This window comes from Sulfoacidibacillus thermotolerans (assembly GCF_003144315.1).
Taxonomy (GTDB): Bacteria; Bacillota; Bacilli; order Alicyclobacillales; family SLC66; genus Sulfoacidibacillus; species Sulfoacidibacillus thermotolerans.
Map to the genome: position 1 here is coordinate 16,844 of NZ_MPDK01000009.1, position 18,330 is coordinate 35,173.

At 47.9% G+C, this 18,330-nt stretch carries 15 protein-coding genes; 1 reads left to right on the forward strand and 14 read right to left on the reverse strand.

The genetic code is table 11. The features are described from left to right. Position 1 precedes the first annotated feature (1 nt). The 14 genes from murB to BM613_RS06970 all read right to left on the reverse strand — a co-directional run bounded on the left by murB (position 2) and on the right by BM613_RS06970 (position 16,787). Positions 2 to 922, reverse strand: coding sequence for a UDP-N-acetylmuramate dehydrogenase (murB, locus tag BM613_RS06905; RefSeq protein WP_109430447.1), 921 nt, complete (start codon positions 920 to 922; stop codon positions 2 to 4). Between the two features lie 155 nt (positions 923 to 1,077). Further along, positions 1,078 to 2,175, reverse strand: a complete 1,098-nt coding sequence (spoVE, locus tag BM613_RS06910) for a stage V sporulation protein E (RefSeq protein ID WP_109430448.1) — start codon at positions 2,173 to 2,175, stop codon at positions 1,078 to 1,080. 32 nt (positions 2,176 to 2,207) lie between these two features. Beyond that, entirely contained in the window at positions 2,208 to 3,581 is a 1,374-nt protein-coding gene (gene murD / locus BM613_RS06915) for a UDP-N-acetylmuramoyl-L-alanine--D-glutamate ligase (RefSeq protein ID WP_109430449.1), read from the reverse strand. Between the two features lie 18 nt (positions 3,582 to 3,599). Beyond that, positions 3,600 to 4,556, reverse strand: coding sequence for a phospho-N-acetylmuramoyl-pentapeptide-transferase (mraY, locus tag BM613_RS06920; protein WP_109430450.1), 957 nt, complete (start codon positions 4,554 to 4,556; stop codon positions 3,600 to 3,602). Positions 4,557 to 4,600: 44 nt separating this feature from the next. Continuing rightward, a complete protein-coding gene (locus tag BM613_RS06925; RefSeq protein WP_109430451.1) occupies positions 4,601 to 5,998 on the reverse strand; it encodes a UDP-N-acetylmuramoyl-tripeptide--D-alanyl-D-alanine ligase in 1,398 nt (465 codons plus the stop codon). Further along, complete coding sequence (locus tag BM613_RS06930; RefSeq protein WP_109430452.1) at positions 5,995 to 7,479, reverse strand: UDP-N-acetylmuramoyl-L-alanyl-D-glutamate--2,6-diaminopimelate ligase; 1,485 nt, start codon at positions 7,477 to 7,479, stop codon at positions 5,995 to 5,997. Before BM613_RS06930 ends, BM613_RS06925 begins: the two co-directional genes overlap by 4 nt. Before the next feature lie 68 nt (positions 7,480 to 7,547). Then, positions 7,548 to 9,500: a penicillin-binding transpeptidase domain-containing protein gene (locus BM613_RS06935; RefSeq protein WP_109430453.1), complete on the reverse strand. Its 1,953-nt coding sequence runs from the start codon at positions 9,498 to 9,500 to the stop codon at positions 7,548 to 7,550. Between the two features lie 83 nt (positions 9,501 to 9,583). Further along, entirely contained in the window at positions 9,584 to 11,725 is a 2,142-nt protein-coding gene (locus tag BM613_RS06940) for a PASTA domain-containing penicillin-binding protein (protein ID WP_109430454.1), read from the reverse strand. Then, positions 11,722 to 12,114, reverse strand: coding sequence for a hypothetical protein (locus BM613_RS06945; RefSeq protein WP_109430455.1), 393 nt, complete (start codon positions 12,112 to 12,114; stop codon positions 11,722 to 11,724). Before BM613_RS06945 ends, BM613_RS06940 begins: the two co-directional genes overlap by 4 nt. Before the next feature lie 54 nt (positions 12,115 to 12,168). Further along, a complete protein-coding gene (gene rsmH / locus BM613_RS06950) occupies positions 12,169 to 13,119 on the reverse strand; it encodes a 16S rRNA (cytosine(1402)-N(4))-methyltransferase RsmH (RefSeq protein WP_245926293.1) in 951 nt (316 codons plus the stop codon). Between the two features lie 36 nt (positions 13,120 to 13,155). Then, positions 13,156 to 13,587 carry a division/cell wall cluster transcriptional repressor MraZ gene (gene mraZ, locus BM613_RS06955; RefSeq protein ID WP_109430529.1) on the reverse strand — a complete coding sequence of 144 codons (432 nt, stop codon included), beginning with the start codon at positions 13,585 to 13,587 and terminating at the stop codon, positions 13,156 to 13,158. 149 nt (positions 13,588 to 13,736) lie between these two features. Continuing rightward, positions 13,737 to 15,368: a bacillithiol biosynthesis cysteine-adding enzyme BshC gene (bshC, locus tag BM613_RS06960; protein WP_109430457.1), complete on the reverse strand. Its 1,632-nt coding sequence runs from the start codon at positions 15,366 to 15,368 to the stop codon at positions 13,737 to 13,739. A gap of 51 nt (positions 15,369 to 15,419) precedes the next feature. Then, a complete protein-coding gene (locus BM613_RS06965) occupies positions 15,420 to 16,439 on the reverse strand; it encodes an NADH:flavin oxidoreductase/NADH oxidase (protein WP_109430458.1) in 1,020 nt (339 codons plus the stop codon). An 84-nt stretch (positions 16,440 to 16,523) separates the two neighbouring features. Beyond that, the gene (locus BM613_RS06970; RefSeq protein WP_109430459.1) at positions 16,524 to 16,787 is read right to left on the reverse strand and encodes a late competence development ComFB family protein; all 264 of its coding nucleotides are present in this window, start codon (positions 16,785 to 16,787) and stop codon (positions 16,524 to 16,526) included. Between the two features lie 154 nt (positions 16,788 to 16,941). Between BM613_RS06970 and BM613_RS06975 the strand changes: the two genes are divergently transcribed. Continuing rightward, the gene (locus BM613_RS06975; RefSeq protein ID WP_109430460.1) at positions 16,942 to 18,288 is read left to right on the forward strand and encodes a hypothetical protein; all 1,347 of its coding nucleotides are present in this window, start codon (positions 16,942 to 16,944) and stop codon (positions 18,286 to 18,288) included. Positions 18,289 to 18,330: the final 42 nt, after the last annotated feature.

The following is an 18,330-nucleotide window of genomic DNA, read 5'->3' on the forward strand; positions in this document are numbered from 1 at the left end:
GTCACCTCCGCGTCTCGTCCTCTCCGACGATTCGCACCTCCGGTTCCAAAGTCATCCCGAATCGCTGTTGCACTGTTTCTTGCGCGTGGCGAATCAGCCAGAGTACATCCGCCGCACTCGCTTGACCGACGTTGACAATAAAATTTGCATGCACCTCGGAGATCATGGCATTGCCGTGACGTAGTCCTTTTAATCCCGCTTCTTCAATCAATCGCGCTGCATAATGGCCAGGAGGATTACGAAATACACTCCCACAACTTGGAAGAGACAGCGGTTGTGTCAATTGTCGGCGTTTACTCCAAGCACGCACTTTTTCTTGCAACTGTTTGGTATCGCCAGGTTGCAAAGCAAATTCCGCTTGTACCACGGTCAAACGTTGTTCCGGCACAATACTGTGACGATAACGAAAGCCGAGATCATCCGCAGAAAGTTCGGTGATCGTGCCGTCAGAAGTGATCACAGTCGCCTGTTTAAGCACGTCTTTTATCTCGCCACCGTGCGCTCCAGCGTTCATCGTGACCGCTCCTCCAACAGTTCCTGGAATGCCGGTTGCGAATTCTAAACCAGAAAGTCCATGCCGAATTGCGATATGCGCCGCTGACACAATGGATCGCCCAGCAAGAGCAGACAATGTGCGGTCGGAAACCGCGATTGCAGCGAACTCATCACCCAATTTCAGCACAGCGCCGCGCATTCCACCATCTTTAACAAGCAAATTACTCCCGCGTCCCAGGACAAAAAGTGGGAGATCATGCGCTTTTGCAGCAAGAACTACCGCTCGAACTTCATCGATTGTCCTTGGGATCAGAAGTACGTCCGCAGGTCCGCCGATGCGCCAGGTGGTATGCTTAGCTAACGGTTCGTCATACAAAATCGTGGGGGCAAGGCCCGTGAAAATCGTTTCAAGCAACACCCGATCCATCAAACTTGCGCTCTCCTTTAACTTCACTTTCCTCTGCGCAATGTCACCTTGTGAGACTGCTTACCATTGCTGTCCGCTCGCGTATCACATCATATGTCAAGGCGGCGTCGTGGTGACACCGCCTCACAAAACGCTTGGTAGACAACCTCTCCCTTTTAGTAGTGCGCATAGCGAGAAATATTCATTAAAATTCCCACAGCCGTTAACATCAGCGTTAAAGAAGATCCTCCATAACTTAAAAAAGGCAAGGTAATCCCTGTCACAGGCATGAGACCCGTGACAACACCGATATTAATAAAAACTTGAACTGCGATAACGCCTGTCAATCCTGTCGCAAGATAACTGCCAAAGCGGTCTGGCGCTCGCATGGCCGCGCGCAGGCCGCGCCAAATAAGCACAGTGAAAAGCAAAACGACGACAGCACCGCCAATTAGCCCAAGTTCTTCAGAAAGAATCGCAAAAATAAAGTCAGTTTGCGGCTCCGGTAAATAAAGATGCTTTTGTGTACTATGACCAAGCCCTACCCCAATTAAAGCACCTTGACCCAGAGCGATTAATGACATGATGATGTGATAGCCAATGGTGTCTGGATATTTCCAAGGGTCAAGAAACGAGAGTACACGTGCAAGCCGATAGGGAGCCGCAGCAATCAGTGCCGCAAAAGCGAGCAAACCTACTGCAGCCATCGCAACAAGATGTTTTACTTGTGCTCCTGCCACAAAAATTACAATCATGGTCGCACCTGCAATCACAGCGCTTTGTCCAAGATCTGGTTCAAGCATAATTAGGCCGATCACAAGTGCCATTACACCTAGCGGTGGCACCATCCCTTTGCGAAAAGAACGCATGCGATCAGGCTCTCGACTCAAAAACCAACTGAGAAAAATCAAGAGCCCAAATTTCGCAAATTCAGAAGGTTGGATGCCAAATGTTCCAATCCCAAGCCAAGCGCGCGACCCCCCACGCACCTGTCCAACATGCGGTATGAGCACAAGCCCGAGAAACAACAAACACATCAACATCAGATGCGGTGCATAGCGCGCGAACAGGCGATAGTCGACACGACTCATGACATACATAGAAATCAGACCCAAGGACGCCCACATCAATTGCCTTTTGAAGTAATAAAAAGCGTCGTGAAAATGTTCTTCAGAAAGAACCGTACTCGCGCTATGGACCATCACCACCCCAATGATCAAGAGAATAACGGTAACCAACGGAATCACGAAATCTGGCGACTTAGTGTTTTGCACGAACTTACCTCCTAGGCGGATACTCGTCCATGCTAAAGCATATGCACCGCCTCTTTGAAGATGCGCCCGCGCTCTTCAAATGACGCAAACATATCCCAACTCGCTGCCGCTGGCGATAACAACACCACATCCCCCGCAACAGCGAGGTTTTTTGCGAGTTGTACCGCTTCTTCCAGAGTTTGTACACGTTTTACAACAGGAACCCCAACAGACCGTGCAAGCTCCGCCATGCGTTCTCCTGATTGACCAATCGTAACAACAGCTTTCATGTGCTCTCTGACAGCAGCAGCAAGCGGTGACAAATCATCCCCGCGGTCAAGCCCCCCTAAAATACCTACAATCGGCTCCGTGAAAGACCCAATCGCCTGTAAAGCAGCCTGTGGATTTGTCGCCTTGGAGTCATTGATAAATTTGATTCCATCTACTTCCCTGACAAACTCCATCCGATGCGCTACTCCCGCAAAAGAAGTAAGTGTCGTGCGAATCGCATCTGGAGATGCACCTGCAGCGAATGCGATTGCACTTGCAAAAAGTGCATTTTGCAAATTATGGCGACCTCGCAAGACGATTTGATCAATTGGGAGGATCGCTATAACAGTTGGAATCGATTGCCCCTGCAAAGGAGCAGAAAGCATGAGCCAGTCATTTTCAATGTAGGCCCCAAACTCTACTTTTTGTTCGAGACTCACCCACCACACCTTGGACTGCAGTGTCTTTGCAATCTCAGAAAACACTTCCTGATCGCGATTTAAAATGGAAAGATCGTCCAGACCTTGATTCGCAAAGATTTTGCGCTTTGCCTCACGATAGTTGTCTAGATTCCCATGATAATCAAGATGCGCCGGATATAAATTAAGCCATGCAGCGATATGCGGATGAAAAGTAACCGTCCCTTGCAATTGAAAGCTCGATAATTCCACCACCACATGTTGCTGTTTTGCAAAAACAGCAGAGGCCACCGCAGACAGAGGAGTCCCAATATTCCCTGCCACCGTGACTGGAAGCTGTGATGTGCGCAACATTTCACCGACGAGCGTAGTTGTTGTCGTCTTCCCATTAGAACCAGTGATTCCAATGATCGGCGCTCTAATCACCTGTGCGGCTACTTCGACCTCAGTAAGTACAGGAATACCCCGAGCAAGAGCGCGTAAAATCTGCGGTTGATCATAGCGTATCCCAGGATTTTTTACTAGAATATCGCAGTGATCGACAAGTTCAAGTGGATGCCCTCCCGTGATGACTTGTACGCCGAGTGCTTCAAGTTCCTCAGCCTCCCGAGCAACTTTTTCCCGCGGACTTTGATCATTAACAACAACGTGCGCATGTAGCTGATGCAATAATTTAGCCACTGCTACACCGCTTTTGGCAAGCCCTATCACGAGTACAGACTGGTTAGCAAAATTCATGTCGATTCACCTCAGTTGTTAACGCACATAGAAGTAAAGCGCCGCAATGGACAGCGCAAGTCCAACCAGCCAAAAGGTCGTCACGACCCTCCACTCTGACCATCCGATCAATTCAAAATGATGATGTAAGGGGCTCATCTTAAAGACACGTCGACCAAATGACTGAAACGAAATCACCTGAATGATTACAGAGAGCGCCTCAATAACAAAAATGCCACCAATGAGCGCGAGCCAAATCTCCGAGCGCGTCAGCACAGCCACTGCGGCAAGACCTCCACCAAGTGCAAGTGAACCCGTATCCCCCATAAACACCTTGGCTGGATGCCGATTATATACGAGAAATCCAAGTAATGCACCTACAGTCGCCATCGCAAACACGGAGATATTCCACTGACTCTCCCACCACGCCATCGCAGCAAAAGCAGCAAAGGCAATTGCCGTAGTACCCGCCGCTAAACCATCTAAACCGTCTGTGATATTCACCGCATTCGCTGTTCCAATCATAAAAAAGGCGAGAAATATGAGATAAAATGGACCTAATTGCAGCGCAGTATTAAACCCCGGAATATAGAGTTCAAAATGCCATCCACGAAAATAAAGGAATAAGTAAAATAATACCACAACAAGTACTTGCAACACGAGTTTTTGTCGCGCAGTCAATCCTAAATTGCGATGTCGCAAAACTTTGATCCCATCATCCAACAACCCAATGATTCCAAACCCAACCATAGCAAAAATCAGGAGATCTGTCGTTGGAGAACTCGAAAAACGCAGCGCCGTAAATACGACGCTAAGAAGAATCATCATCCCTCCCATCGTGGGAGTCCCTGATTTTTGTTGGTGGCGAGCGGGGCCCTCCGCCCGAATGGCCTGGCCAAATTTTAACCTTTGCAATAACGGAATTGCGATCGGACCTAACAACACGACGATCGCAAAAGATACGACCAGGATCCAGGATAATGACTGCGCGTCCACAGTGTGTCTCTCCTTACATACTTGAATCTACTTCAAAAGTCCGTTTAAGAAGTTTCTTGTTCAAGGCGTTTGGCCATTTCTTCAAATTTCATTTTGCGTGAAGCTTTTAACAACAAGACAATTTTGCCCGCAGTTTTTGCCGCTGTGAGCAGGGATTGCAAGAGTTCCCACGCCTGTTCAACATCACTCGCTGCCAGAACACTCGTTTGACTGCCTGTCACACCATTTGCACCGCGTGTCATGGCAGCAGAAAACTCTCCGACTGCAAGGAGCACATCCACGCCAAGGTGTGCAGCTTGCGCACCCACTTGTTCATGCAGTCGCTCACTTTCTTGACCAAGCTCCATCATGTCGCCAAGGACTGCAATTCGGTAATCTCCAGGCATGTCACGCAGTACTGCGAGCGCTGCTAAAGTTGAGGTAGGCGCTGCATTGTAGGCGTCATTAATCACTGTGAAACGATCACTGAGATCCGTGATTTCCATCCGCATCTTCGTCAGTGTTGCTCGTTCCATGGCATGTGCCGCAAGCTTGAGATCTACGCCTAGATATTTTGCAGCTGCAAACGCGCAAAGGGCATTTCGCGCTTGATGTTTGCCTGGTATGGGAAGTCTGACGGGCACTTGGTCTGGACACACCGTAAAATGTCCTTCCGTCCCCACAAGCTGATACTCCTTAAGGCGCAAGACAGCGTCTTTTGTTTCTCCTACACGCCATACGCATACGTCATTAGGAACGGGGAGGGCATCAAGCAACGGCTCATCGTCTGGAAGAATCGCAAGCGCACGCGGCCCCAGGGATTCGATCAATTCCCACTTGGCGCGTGCAATATTTTCTCTTGAACCGAGTAATCCAATATGTGCCTCTCCGATGTTCGTGATGATGCCAAGGTCAGGTCGTGCAATTTCACACAGTCGCGCGATCTCCCCTCGCGCGCTCATCCCCATTTCCAAAATTGCGATTTGCGTTTCAGGTGCAAGCCGTAAAATAGACAGAGGGAGCCCAATGTGGTTATTGAAATTGCCTTCTGTTTTATAGGTGACATACTGCACAGAAAGAGCCTCAGCCACTAAATCTTTCGTAGAAGTTTTACCATTACTCCCTGTAATCCCAATGACGAAAACAGAAAGCGATTGACGATACCACGCAGCCAACATTTGCAGTGCATGCAAAGTGTCCGGAACCACTAGATGCAAAACCCGCGATAAATCTTCTGGAAGAGAGATATTTTCCTGCCACAAAAAACCACTTGCCCCGCGATGCAATGCATCGCGCACAAACGCGTGCCCATCAAACTGTTCTCCGCGCAATGGCACATAGAGTTGCCCAGGCAATATACTGCGCGAGTCAGTACTCACCCCGGTAAAAGAACCATCATATGGCGGTGGCGGAGATGCAACATGTAACACTGTAGCTATTTCACGAAACGTCGCACGAATCATAGGAGCTCCTGTGCGATCTTGGCAGCAACAAGCCGATCGTCAAAATCGTATTTCGTCGTTCCAATGATTTGATAGGTTTCATGTCCTTTCCCTGCGATGAGGACGACATCATTCTTTTTCGCGTGAGTCAATGCATATCGAATGCCTTCTGTACGCGAAGTATATCGGACATAAGAGATCCCTTGCATGTCTTTTATGCCCGCCTCCATCTCATCAATAATGCACTCTGGATCTTCCGTGCGCGGATTGTCGGAAGTAAGGACGGTTACATCGCTGTATTTTGCAGCGATTTTCGCCATGAGTGGGCGTTTTTTGCGATCTCGATCACCACCACAACCTACCACGGTAAAAACACGCCCTTGGCAAAATTCGCGAATGGTTGTCAAGGCATTCTCGAGACTGTCTGGCGTATGCGAGTAATCAACCAAAATGGTATACGGCTGCCCCGCCTCAACGCGTTCAAAACGACCGGGAACTCCCTTGATTTGCTGAAGTGTCTCCACGATTATAGGAAGCTCAATGCCGAGAGCCAGTGCACTCGCCGTCGCGGCAAGCGCATTGTACACACTAAAGCGCCCAGTCATCTGCATACTTACACGTGCATGTCCTTTAAAGGTCTCAAGGAAAAAACTTACGCCATTTGCTTGAATATCTACATTTGTTGCGCGCACATCTGCTGTCTGTTCAATTCCATACGTCACAACTTGTTGGACGGTGTTCGTTGCGTAGACCTGACTCCAAGGATCGTCCGCATTTAGCACGGCGACAGGCAACCCTTGATCCGCTAAGGGAGTAAACGTGTTTCCTAAGCGCCCAAAAAATTTCCCCTTCGCCTGACCATAGGCTTCCATCGTCTCGTGAAAATCCAAATGGTCTTGCGTTAAGTTTGTAAAAACTGCAACGCGATATGCAATCCCAGCTACGCGTAAAAGTTCTAAAGCATGCGATGACACTTCCATCGCGATATACTGTACCCCCAAATCGCGCATCTCGCGAAGTGTCCGCACGAGTTCTACTACCTCGGGCGTCGTCATGGTCGACTCGCGCAGTTCTCCCTTGCTCGTGCGCTGTTCGATCGTTCCAATCAGCCCTGTGTCTGCTCCTGCGCGTTGCAAGATCTGCTCAATGAGTGTCGTCGTTGTCGTTTTCCCGTTCGTTCCAGTGACGCCAATCACAACGACATCTTGCGCCGGATTACCTAAGATCGCATGCGCAAAAATCGGCGCCACTCGCCTGGTTGAAGGCACGATGATTTGGGTGCACATAACATCAACAGGCTCTTCAACAAGTACAGCGACAGCCCCTGCTACAACCGCTTGCTGCACAAATTGATGGCCGTCAACATGGCCCCCTCGATACGCCACAAACAAACAGCCCGCAGTGGCTTTTCGCGAGTCATCACAGATATCTACCACATCAATGTCAAGTGAGCCGCGCACTTCCTTTATTAAGATCTTTTCTACCACTTGGCGAAGTTGCATCATGATCCCCCCAAAACGAGCTCAGCAAAAGAACGACAGTCTTAATCTAGAAAACCTCTTGTATCCTGTCAACCCGCACCACTCGGAGCAGGGCCAAGATACAAGCGTACTGTGCTCCCTTGAGGCAATTTCGTCCCTTCTTTTGGCGCCTGCGCAATCACGTAGGGCCCTTCTCCAACTACAGCCACACGCAAGATCGTACCACTTTCCAGCATCGTACGCACCGCATCTTTATAGGATCGCCCTGCTAGACCCGGCACGGTCGTCAAAACTGGATCAATGCCATAACGATATTTTTTCGGAATCCCTTGTAGAGAGGGCGGTACGTTAAGATATTGCAAACTATCCGCCAAAAGATTTCCAATTACTGGAGCCGCAATCACTCCACCAAAAACAGGTGTACCCTTTGGACGTGGATAATCGATCGCAACATATGCAACCAATTGTGGATGGTTCACAGGCGCCATTCCAATAAACGATACAATATAATGCGCACCTGAGTAATGACCATTTTCTACCACTTGCGCAGTCCCCGTTTTCCCGCCAATTCTCCACCCTTCCCGAAACGCTGCACCACCTGTTCCTTGAGCTACCACACTTTCTAGCGCATCTCGTACTTGTGCTGCAACCTCTGGGGATATGACGCGATGGACGGCAACTGGCTGAAAGGTTTTAACCACTTGTCCTGTTGTTGGATTAATAAATGCTTTGACGATCTCTGGTTTCATGAGAATGCCGCCATTTGCAATCGCAGACATCGCCATCACTTGCTGAATTGGAGTTACAGAAACCCCTTGACCAAACGCGGTCGTCGCCAGTTCCAAAGGCCCTACGCGACTCGGATTAAACAGAATGCCTTTCCCTTCCCCAGGAAGCGTAATGCCTGTTTTCTTACCAAAACCAAAAGCGCGTATAAATGAAAAGAGCTGTGTTTTCCCTAAGCGTTCACCTAGTTGAATAAACCCTGGGTTACATGAATTTTCCACAACATTCAAATAGGATTGAGATCCGTGTCCCCCTGCTTTCCAGCACTTAATCTTGTGCCCTGCAACCTCATAATACCCCGGATCGTAGAACCGCTCTTTTAAATTTACCTTTTTCTCTTGCAACGCTGCTGCAAGTGTTACAATTTTAAATGTCGATCCCGGTTCAAACGTCTGCCAAATCGCAAGGTTGCGATTATACACTTGCTGAGGCACACTACGCCAATTGGCAGGATTAAACGTTGGATAATTTGCCATCGCAAGAATTTGCCCGGAATTTGGATTCGCAACGATGATCGTCACGTGATCTGGCGCGTATTTTGCAACGATATTCTGAATCTCACGCTGCGCAAACTGCTGAATTTGTCGATTAAGTGTAAGCTCCACATCAAGTCCTGGAACAGGCGGAATATAATCGTCATTTGTCTGCGGAATCTCTTCGCCGCGAGCGTTTGACACAAATTGTAACGCCCCTTTTTGCCCGGCTAACACCTGATTAAACTCGAGTTCAATCCCGCTTAATCCTTGCCCCTCCCCCCCTGTAACTCCGAGAACTTGAGCGGCCAAATCACCGTATGGATACTCTCGCTTACCTTCTTCTGTCAAATAAATCCCTGGCAAACGAAGAGCCCGAATGGCCTTTACTTTTGCTTCATCAAGTCGTCTGCCGCGCGGTCGAATATAGACCATCAACTTTGGCTGGCTTAGTAATTTCAAGATGCCTTGCTCAGTGCCGCCAATGATTTTCCATAATAAATAGGCTGTTCGCTGCTTGTCCTTGATTTGCCTAGGAACCGCAATGATACTCGCCGCACTCGCCGTATACACAAGGGATTGTCCCGCTGAATCGAGGATCTCCCCACGAACGGCTGGCAACGGAATGTTGCGCCGAATTAAGTGAACCGCTTTTTCATTGTAAAACTGAACAGCTAGCACTTGCACATGCACGAGCCGTCCGATGAGCAAAGAGGCTCCGCAGACAAACGCCAATAACACGAGAAAAATGCGCCTGCGCACTTTTGTTTGCGTGATTCGCATAGGGACTCTCCTCACTACTTTGCAAGTCTTGTCCCTGAAACTTTATGCGACTGCACAAAAAAGTAGACGCGTCATGCGAAAGATTACTGTATGGGTGCAAACTGAACGACAAGAGGAGAACCTAATTGCACTTTTCGCCCAGGTACTACACTTTGCCATACAGCAAAGCCATTTCCTTTGGGCTGCAGTTGCAATCCCACAATCGAGCAAGCATTTACTGCATCTGCCATTGACAACCCTTGTAGATCTGGAACGACAACCATGCCAGTCTCATTTGGGGCACTCCCAGCAAGGATCAAAACACGCGATTGCGCAGGGACAATCGTTCCAGCAGCTGGCCACTGTGCAGTGATCACAGAAACCACTCCTCGTGCAGAGGCCTTTAGATTCGCTTGCTGCAGTACATGTTGTGCAACCGCACTTTCATCACCAAGGACAGAAGGTACTGTCACATACTGTGTCGTCGGCGATTGACTTTGCGGTTTTGCAGTCGGTTCACCATGAGGTGGGATATTCAAATAATGCAAAGCTTTTTCTAACACAAATTTCGCCGCTGGCGACGCAACATCATTGCCAAACTGAATCGCATGAAGAGGCTCATTGACTGTTACATAAATTTCAAGCACCGGATGATGTGCAGGTACAAATCCAATAAATGATAAATTATATTTATGCGGAATATATCCGCCGTTTGGACTCGGAATCTGCGCAGTCCCTGTCTTACCTGCGACGTTATAACCAGGAATATATGCCATCAATTCAGGATCTTGATTCACATCTTGAATCATAACATTTGTGATTTCATTCATAATCGCGGCAGGCGCAACTTGGCGTACAATATGTGGCTTGCGTGCAAAAATCACACGTCCATCTGGTGCGATGATTTTTTGCACAACATAAGGTGTCATTAAGTAGCCACCATTTGCGACAGCCCCGACTTCTGCAACTTGCTGAATTGGGGTAACGGCAAGCCCTTGCCCAAACGTCATGGTTGCAAAGTCCACGGGATTCAAATGGTTCGGATCAAATAAAATTGAGTTTCCTTCACCCGGCAGATCGATTCCCGTCGGCCGATCCATCCCAAAGAGATGAATATAATGGTAGAGAGTTTGCACTCCTTCCGCTTGACCAATGTGAATAAATCCCGTGTTGCTTGAGTAGATCATCGCCATTCGGTAGGTAATGCGACCCCAACCCCATAGATTCCAGTCGCGAATTGGCACCCCGTTAACTACATCGACTCCTGACATATAAGTTTGATCTAGCTGAATTGCACCTGTGGCAAGCGCCCCAGTCAAGGTCACAATTTTAAAAGTAGATCCTGGTTCAAACGGATCTGATATCGCCCAATTGGTATCAAGTGTACTTGCGGGATACGCAAAATATCGATTCGGATCAAAGGTAGGCAACGTCGCCATCGCGAGAATCGCACCTGTGTTTGGATCTGCTACGATGATGGCTGCATGAGCTGGCGTAAAACGTTTTTCAATCGTCGCAAGGGCCTCTTGCGCATAGTGCTGAATCGCAGGATCAATCGTCAAATACACACTGTCTCCATTTTGAACAGGTTTTGTCAGTACTTGATCAAAAGGGAGCGGTTGTCCTAAATCATCTTGCATAAACTGCACCGTTCCAGGAGTCCCAGATAAATAGGAATTATACTCTCTTTCAATTCCCCCTGCTCCTGATCCTGTTTGATCAATAAACCCCACGACTTGCGCTGCAAAAGATCCATCTGGATAAACGCGTTCATACGTTTTATAGGGATTTATATCATTACTTATATTCATTTGATTAAATAACTGTAAAACGCGCTCCTTCGTGGCGAGAGAAACGTGCACAAAATAAGGATAGAGACGTAACCATACCACATTTTTTTGCATGAGCGCTTGAAGAACAACAGATTCTGGTGCCCCGACAATTTGGGCGAGTGAGGTTGCAAGTTGCTGCAGCTTTGCCGTCCCGAGTTGCTGAAGACCAGGTACATATAAATCCAAATCATACGCCGGCATAGAAAACGCGAGACGATCTCCACTCGCATCGTAAATCGTTCCGCGCATTGGGGTAATTGTCTCTTCTGCAGACCACTGATCTCGTTCGATCTTAGCTAAAAAATGATCTGAAGCTTGTACATAACCAATGCGAACAAGAACGATCGACAAAAATCCGACTAACCCGATGCGCACTATACCTAAACGAGAAAATCGCAGTCTTTTTGATTTCAATGGCTAATCGTCCCTACTTCAACCGGAGTCGCCGGTTGCATATGTAACACGTGTTCCGCAATGTGCAAGACGCGCGTTGGGGACGCGAGTTCATAGACTGTAGAACGCAAAGCCGCATCACGTGCTACTTCATGTGAAAGCGTCACTTTCAAACTCGCTATCTGATAATTCGTCACGATCAAATTCGCATACTGCCCCACCAAAAAAATTGCGATGCCAGCGCAAAAAAACAAGGATACAATGAGACCTAAGCGATCCCTTGTCTGTGGATGTGCTGCTTGATGGGGCATTTTTATAGATTTTTGTTGCCGCAATGTGTCGTTCATCGTCTGATGCGCGACTGTTTTGGGAGAAGGGGCAGTATTACGAATGGGATTCGATGCGATCATACGTTTCTCTCCTCTTCACAGGTGCTTGACGAACCATTTTCAACTCATCATCTTCTAACTTGGCAAGCGTTCTGCAACGCGCAGTTTCGCCGACCGCGCGCGCGGATTGCGCGCAATCTCCGCTTCTGTCGGCACGACAGCTTTTTTTGTGATAATACGCAATGTCGCTTGGTGATGGCATACACATTGCGGAAAATGCGGGGGACACACACAGTCTTTAGCGTATTGAGAGAAAAAACGTTTAACTAAGCGATCTTCGAGAGAATGAAACGTAATAAATCCGACGCGCCCACCAGGTGCTAATAGTTGCGGCACTTTACTTAGCAGTTCCTCTAGCGCTGCCATCTCTTCATTCACTGCGATGCGCAATGCCTGAAAGACGCGCTTTGCCGGATGTGGACCTTCCTTACGCGCCGCTGCGGGGATCGCAGCCTTAATGATGGAAACAAGCTGTTCTGTCGTTACAATCTCCTGAATTTGCCGCTGCGCAACGATAAACTGGGCAATGCGTTTCGCCCACCGCTCTTCGCCATAGTCAAAAAATAAATCTGCTAATTCACGTTCTGAGCATGTATTCACCAATTCCCGAGCGGTCAAAGATTGTCTGTGATCCATACGCATATCAAGCGGTGCGTCTTGCTGATAAGAAAATCCACGCCACGCATCGTCGAGTTGTGGGGATGAAACGCCAAGATCACAGAGAATCCCTTGAACTTTTGGCATCCCCATTTGCAACAAGTAGTGATCCATGCGTCGAAAGTTATCGCGTACCAAGACCAAGCGATCCCCATAGTGAGCACGCCATTCATTTGCATATTCAATTGCTTGCTGATCCTGATCAAATGCAATCACGCGACCGTTTGGCGCACATGCATCAAGCAAAGCCCGCGTATGGCCCCCTGCACCGAGCGTCCCATCGACGTAAATTCCGTCTGCACTTCTGCACAGTGCCTCTACTGCTTCGTTTTGCAACACAGTATGATGAACAAAACCCTCACTGGACAAAAAATACATCCTCCTCAAATTGCATAGCCTGTAGATTTAGAGATCTAGATCGACAAGCCCGCTTGCCAGATCACTAAATTGGTCTTCGGCATCTGAGGTATAGGATTTCCATGTCTCAAGATCCCAAATCTCGACGCGCGCGCCTACTCCGATGACCACACAATCACGAGCAATGTGCGCATAATCACGCAGGTTCATCGGCAATAGCACCCGCCCTTGTTTATCCAATTCAGATTCTGCCGCACCACTGAAAAAAAAGCGCATAAATTGCCGCGCATCTGCCCTTGATAATGGCATAGCCCGCAACTTCGCTTCTAATGCCTCCCAGTCCTTGCGCGGATAGACAAACAAACAGTGGTCAAGACCACGGGTGATCACAAAAGAGGTTCCTAATTCTTCGCGGAATTTTGCAGGAATCGTAATGCGCCCTTTGTCATCTAGCGCATGTTGATATTCGCCCATGAACACGAGCATTCACCCACTTTTCCTGCAGAATTCCCCACTTTAAACCACTTTCCACCACTTATACGGTATAATTCGCTCCGATCAACAAAAATCCTGCCTCCTTTAGCTGGGAGACAGGATTTTTTATTTGGATAATATGGTTTATGCACCCATCAGAAACGGATGTACGTCATCAAGAGCGGGGAATACTCAAGCTCTAGCAAAGCAGTTATCCATGAGATTCCGTACTTTGAAAATAAAGAAAGCGGCGACAGAATTCGTTCTTGTTCCGACAGTGCAGGTCGCAACCAAGAAGACAGAACGGTTGCTAAGTACGCTGTTTCTTTATTTTTTCGTTCAAGAGCTTGCAAACTACGATTTTCAAGATGCCTCAAACTGCGCGTCATCATTTCTTTTGCGCGTTCCAAGGAGGCGCGTAAAGTCACATCAATCCCTAGAAAATACGCTTCACGATCGAGCAGGGCTTTTCGCATCCACTGCTCCATTTCACGCATCACAGTATCAAGTGACGGCGACAAATCGCGAACAAGCGATTCTTTTAGCAAATTGCGCTTTAACCCATCCTCTAGCGTCACACCTAAATGTTCGAGTGCCCGAGTCACAGCAGTTGGCAAAGCTGTGACTCGCATACGCAACTGCAAAATGGGAAGATGCCTTCCAGCCTCTGCAAAAACTTCTTTTAGCATTCCATGATACGCAATTTCCGCTGGTCCTCCTACATACGCTAAGACCGGCAGTAAAAAATCTTGAACCACGGGGCGGTACAAAACCCCCGAAGAAAAATCAGAAGGTTGTTCTTGTAAGCGCAGCAACAACTCTTCTTTTGTAAAATATTGTTCCGTATCGCGTAAGACGAACCGATCCGGTTGGAAACGATCCACATCAAGCGCATAGCGTCGACCTTTATCGACAATAAACAACAAAGAATGATCAGGATGAAGTTCCACTTGTGGGGCAAACCCGCGTTTTGTGAGCGCCTCCGCTCCTGATTGCGCGGCACGCATATAACCGTAAGGATTTTTGATCACGCGAGCAAACGCATCTTTAACCAAACGCCTGAATGTAGGATAGATTGGATTTAAAAATAGGATTGGCACATCTTTTAAGAATCGCGCCATCAATCGGGCAAACGCATCTCCCATGTTCGTCGCACCCCGATAGGAAAAATCCAGATCTTCTAATAGTTGAGATTTATACATTCCTTCAGGAAGTTCTACAGCCAGTTGCGCCAGCAATTTGTCAAGTTCCGTGTCAGAAATCGCATAAAGTCCGATGGGAACTCGCCCCACAGGTCGTTCATGTAGACGCACGCGGGCAATTTTTGCATCTTTGTCTACATAATAAGCAGAGGCAACTTCATCAAAATCATGATCTTCTGCGGCAATCCAAAACACGGGTACCACTGGCCGACACATGACCTCTTCATAGTGCTTCGCTAGCGCAACTGCAGATACCGCTTTGTAGACTGTATAAAGCGGACCCGAAAAAAGACCTGCTTGTTGACCCGTAACCACCGTCATACAGCGATCATCAGAAAGTTTATCTAGCAACAACTGACTCGCTTCATTGAGCAAATTCTGCTCCTTTGCATAGTCAGTGAGCGCAGCGACGAGCGCTTTGCGATGCGCGTGATCAAACAGGTGATCGATCGTATGACATCGCCGTTTTACTGCATCAGCTTGCTGCGGTGCAAACTCAAATCGATCGCGAATCCGTGGATCGCCCTGCAGATACGCATCCGTGAGCGCATTACCTGTTAACCTCTCCGTTTGCCAGATCTCCATGGTTTCGCGAACCCCTTTGCATCTCTCTCAAAATTGGTTCTTCTTAAACGCTTAGCGATATGCGCGTTCGTAAGACTTCGGAACTTCTACTTCATATCCTAAACTCTTGGCAGCAGTATGCGCAAAATGTTTGTCACGCAAAAAACCGCGACCAATCGCGACAGCATCTGCCTGTCCGCTGCGCACAACATATTCAGCTAACTTTGGATCATCTAACATTCCCACCGCAATCACCGGGACCGACACAGCTTGTTTGATCATGTTTGCAAACCCGACTTGATACCCAGGATACACTTCTGGTACTAAAGGAACATTGCCCCCCGAACTCACATCAAGAACGGTGATACCATGCCGGATGAATTCCTTACAATAGTCGGTCATTTGCCTTTCATTGTACCCTTGCGGGTGATACTCTGTCGCAGAAACACGGATCCCAACAGGGATTTTATGTGCTACCGCCTCCACCATAGCATCAATAACTTCTAACACGAAGCGCAGTCTCCCCTGCTCATTGCCCCCATACTCATCTGTTCGCTGATTGGAGAGCGGAGAAATAAACTCGTGAAGTAAGTAACCGTGTGCAGCATGTAATTCAATAAAATCAAACCCTGCGTCCACCGCACGTTGTGCAGCTTTTACAAACGCTTCGCGGATTGCTTTTAATCCCTCTCGATCTAGCGCTTGTGGAACTGCATAACGATTGCTAAACGCGATCTCAGACGGTGCGACAATCGGACCTGGAATGTCTGCCTTGCGCCCCGCATGCGCGAGTTGAACTCCGATTTTCGTCCCCTGCAAGTGTGCAAAATCGACAATTTTACGCAATCCCGACTCATGTTCTGGCGCATACAGCCCGACATCATGAACAGAAATCCGCCCCTGTGCAAGTACAGCCGTCGCCTCTATAATCATAAGTGCCGCGCCACCAAGCGCCATCGACCCATAATGAACGAGATGCCAATCTGTAACATTTCCAGTCTCTTGTGCTTGATATTGACACATTGGAGATACAACCACGCGATTTTTCAATGACAACGAACCGATGCTCCACGGATCAAATAGCCCAGGCATCTATACGCCTCCTTGCTCGACCAATCTAAATTCCTTCATAAACTATAGACGTTTCACTTAATAAAGTAAAGTTAATAACATCAATCAAGCATGTCGCTTGTGCTCTCGCACAATCTCCATAGCCCGCGCAAGCTCCTGCATCACGTCAACTGCAGCTTGATCTTCCAACATTTTTGCTTTGATATATACCTCCCCTGCCGGACTTGCGCTATATTGCGGCGGCAAGTGATTCAACGCGATTGCCAAAATATCATTTTGACAGCGCTCGCAGGTACATCCATCGTAACCGCGTTCAATGAGGTTTTGCAAAGCACGGCGCGCAACATTTTCCATCACATTCGTCAACATACACTCTCCCCATTTCGGTTGATTTAGGTAACCGAAGGCAATTTCACAGTACCACAAACAGGTAAAATTGAGCAACTACCACATTTCTATTTGCCGCAGTGATTTGTAGATTTACCAGAATCGGACATACTATCGGGGTGAGGGGGGATCTTGCGTGCAAGATGTACATTGTCTGCGACGCATGCGGATTCGCGTGCGTGGACTAGAAATTGAACAGACGAGAAAGCTCTATCAATCGTTACTACTTATGATCGATGGTGTCGTTTCAATCAAAGTCAATTCACTTTCTGGCCGAATGCTGATCATTTATGACGATCGAAAAATTACCAGTTGGCAATTAACCGCGCTCGCAGGTCGTTTAGAAAGTTCACCTCATTCCTTATTGTCGGCGAGTCATTATGCACTTCGCAAGCATCAAATGTATTTGATCATTCCACTCGCATTACTTGTGGGACTTCTTGTGAAACGACTTATTTCCGGAAAACCAAAGTTTGCTGACAATTTGGTCGCCTATGAATTAGCGACACTCGTCGCAGTTTTTACTGGCTATCCCCAATTGCGTAGATACGTCAAACGTTTTGCAGACAAAATCGGCACTAGTGATCACTTGTTATTAAGTTCCGCCGCTTTATTTGTCGCTGTGATCCGCGAGTCCTTTCTTGTCATTACCGCGCTGTATTTGCTAACTTATAATTCCTATCGCAAACGCAATAACACCTTGGTTGCTGCGGCAAAGGCGGGGGAAGTGGTCGCACTCATTGACAGCGAAAACCGCGAACCAAAAAATGTACAACAATACGCGGAGATCGTTTCCAAACTGGGGCTTTTACTCGCGCTCAGTTCCCTTTTGATCACGCGCGACCCTTTATTATTTAGTACGCTGCTTGTAGCTTTCAACCCGCGTCCCGCCGTAGTAAGCGCGCGTTATGGTCTGAATCACGCGGAAATTTTAACACATGAAGACTGTCGCTATATTCCCATGCATACCGGAATGGATTTGTATGAATTATTAGACGCCCGGGAAATTGTAATCTTATCTACAAATGACGCCAAAAATCCGCCAAAAATCTTTCCCCCTTTGGCAGAGTTCGCAAAAATGCATCACATTTCGTCGATTTACACCCTTTCGGTCTCTGAATTTACGGAACCGATTCCTGACGTGAGGGAGCGCGAACGACATGCAAACCGTCCGATTGAAAAAATCGTATTACTATCGGAAGAAGTCATTTACCCAGCTGTCCATCAAAGACAAGATCATTTGATTTACTTGCGCCAAAGTCAACAAGCCTTGCTAGAGACTCTGCGCCTTAGTGCGCGTTTGCGAGACAACATCACGCGTAACTTGATCTATACAAGTGTCGTTAGTCTCACGCTCACCGCACTCTCCTTGGGACGTGTTCACCCAAATAAAATCAACTTGCTAGCAGATGGATACACCATTGCAAGTCTTGGCTTGGCTGAAAGCAGTAAACTGAGCCCAATCGCCACAAATCACCACTAAGAGCGGATTGCGTAAGAACTCATAAATAGTGAGGCGCAAGGA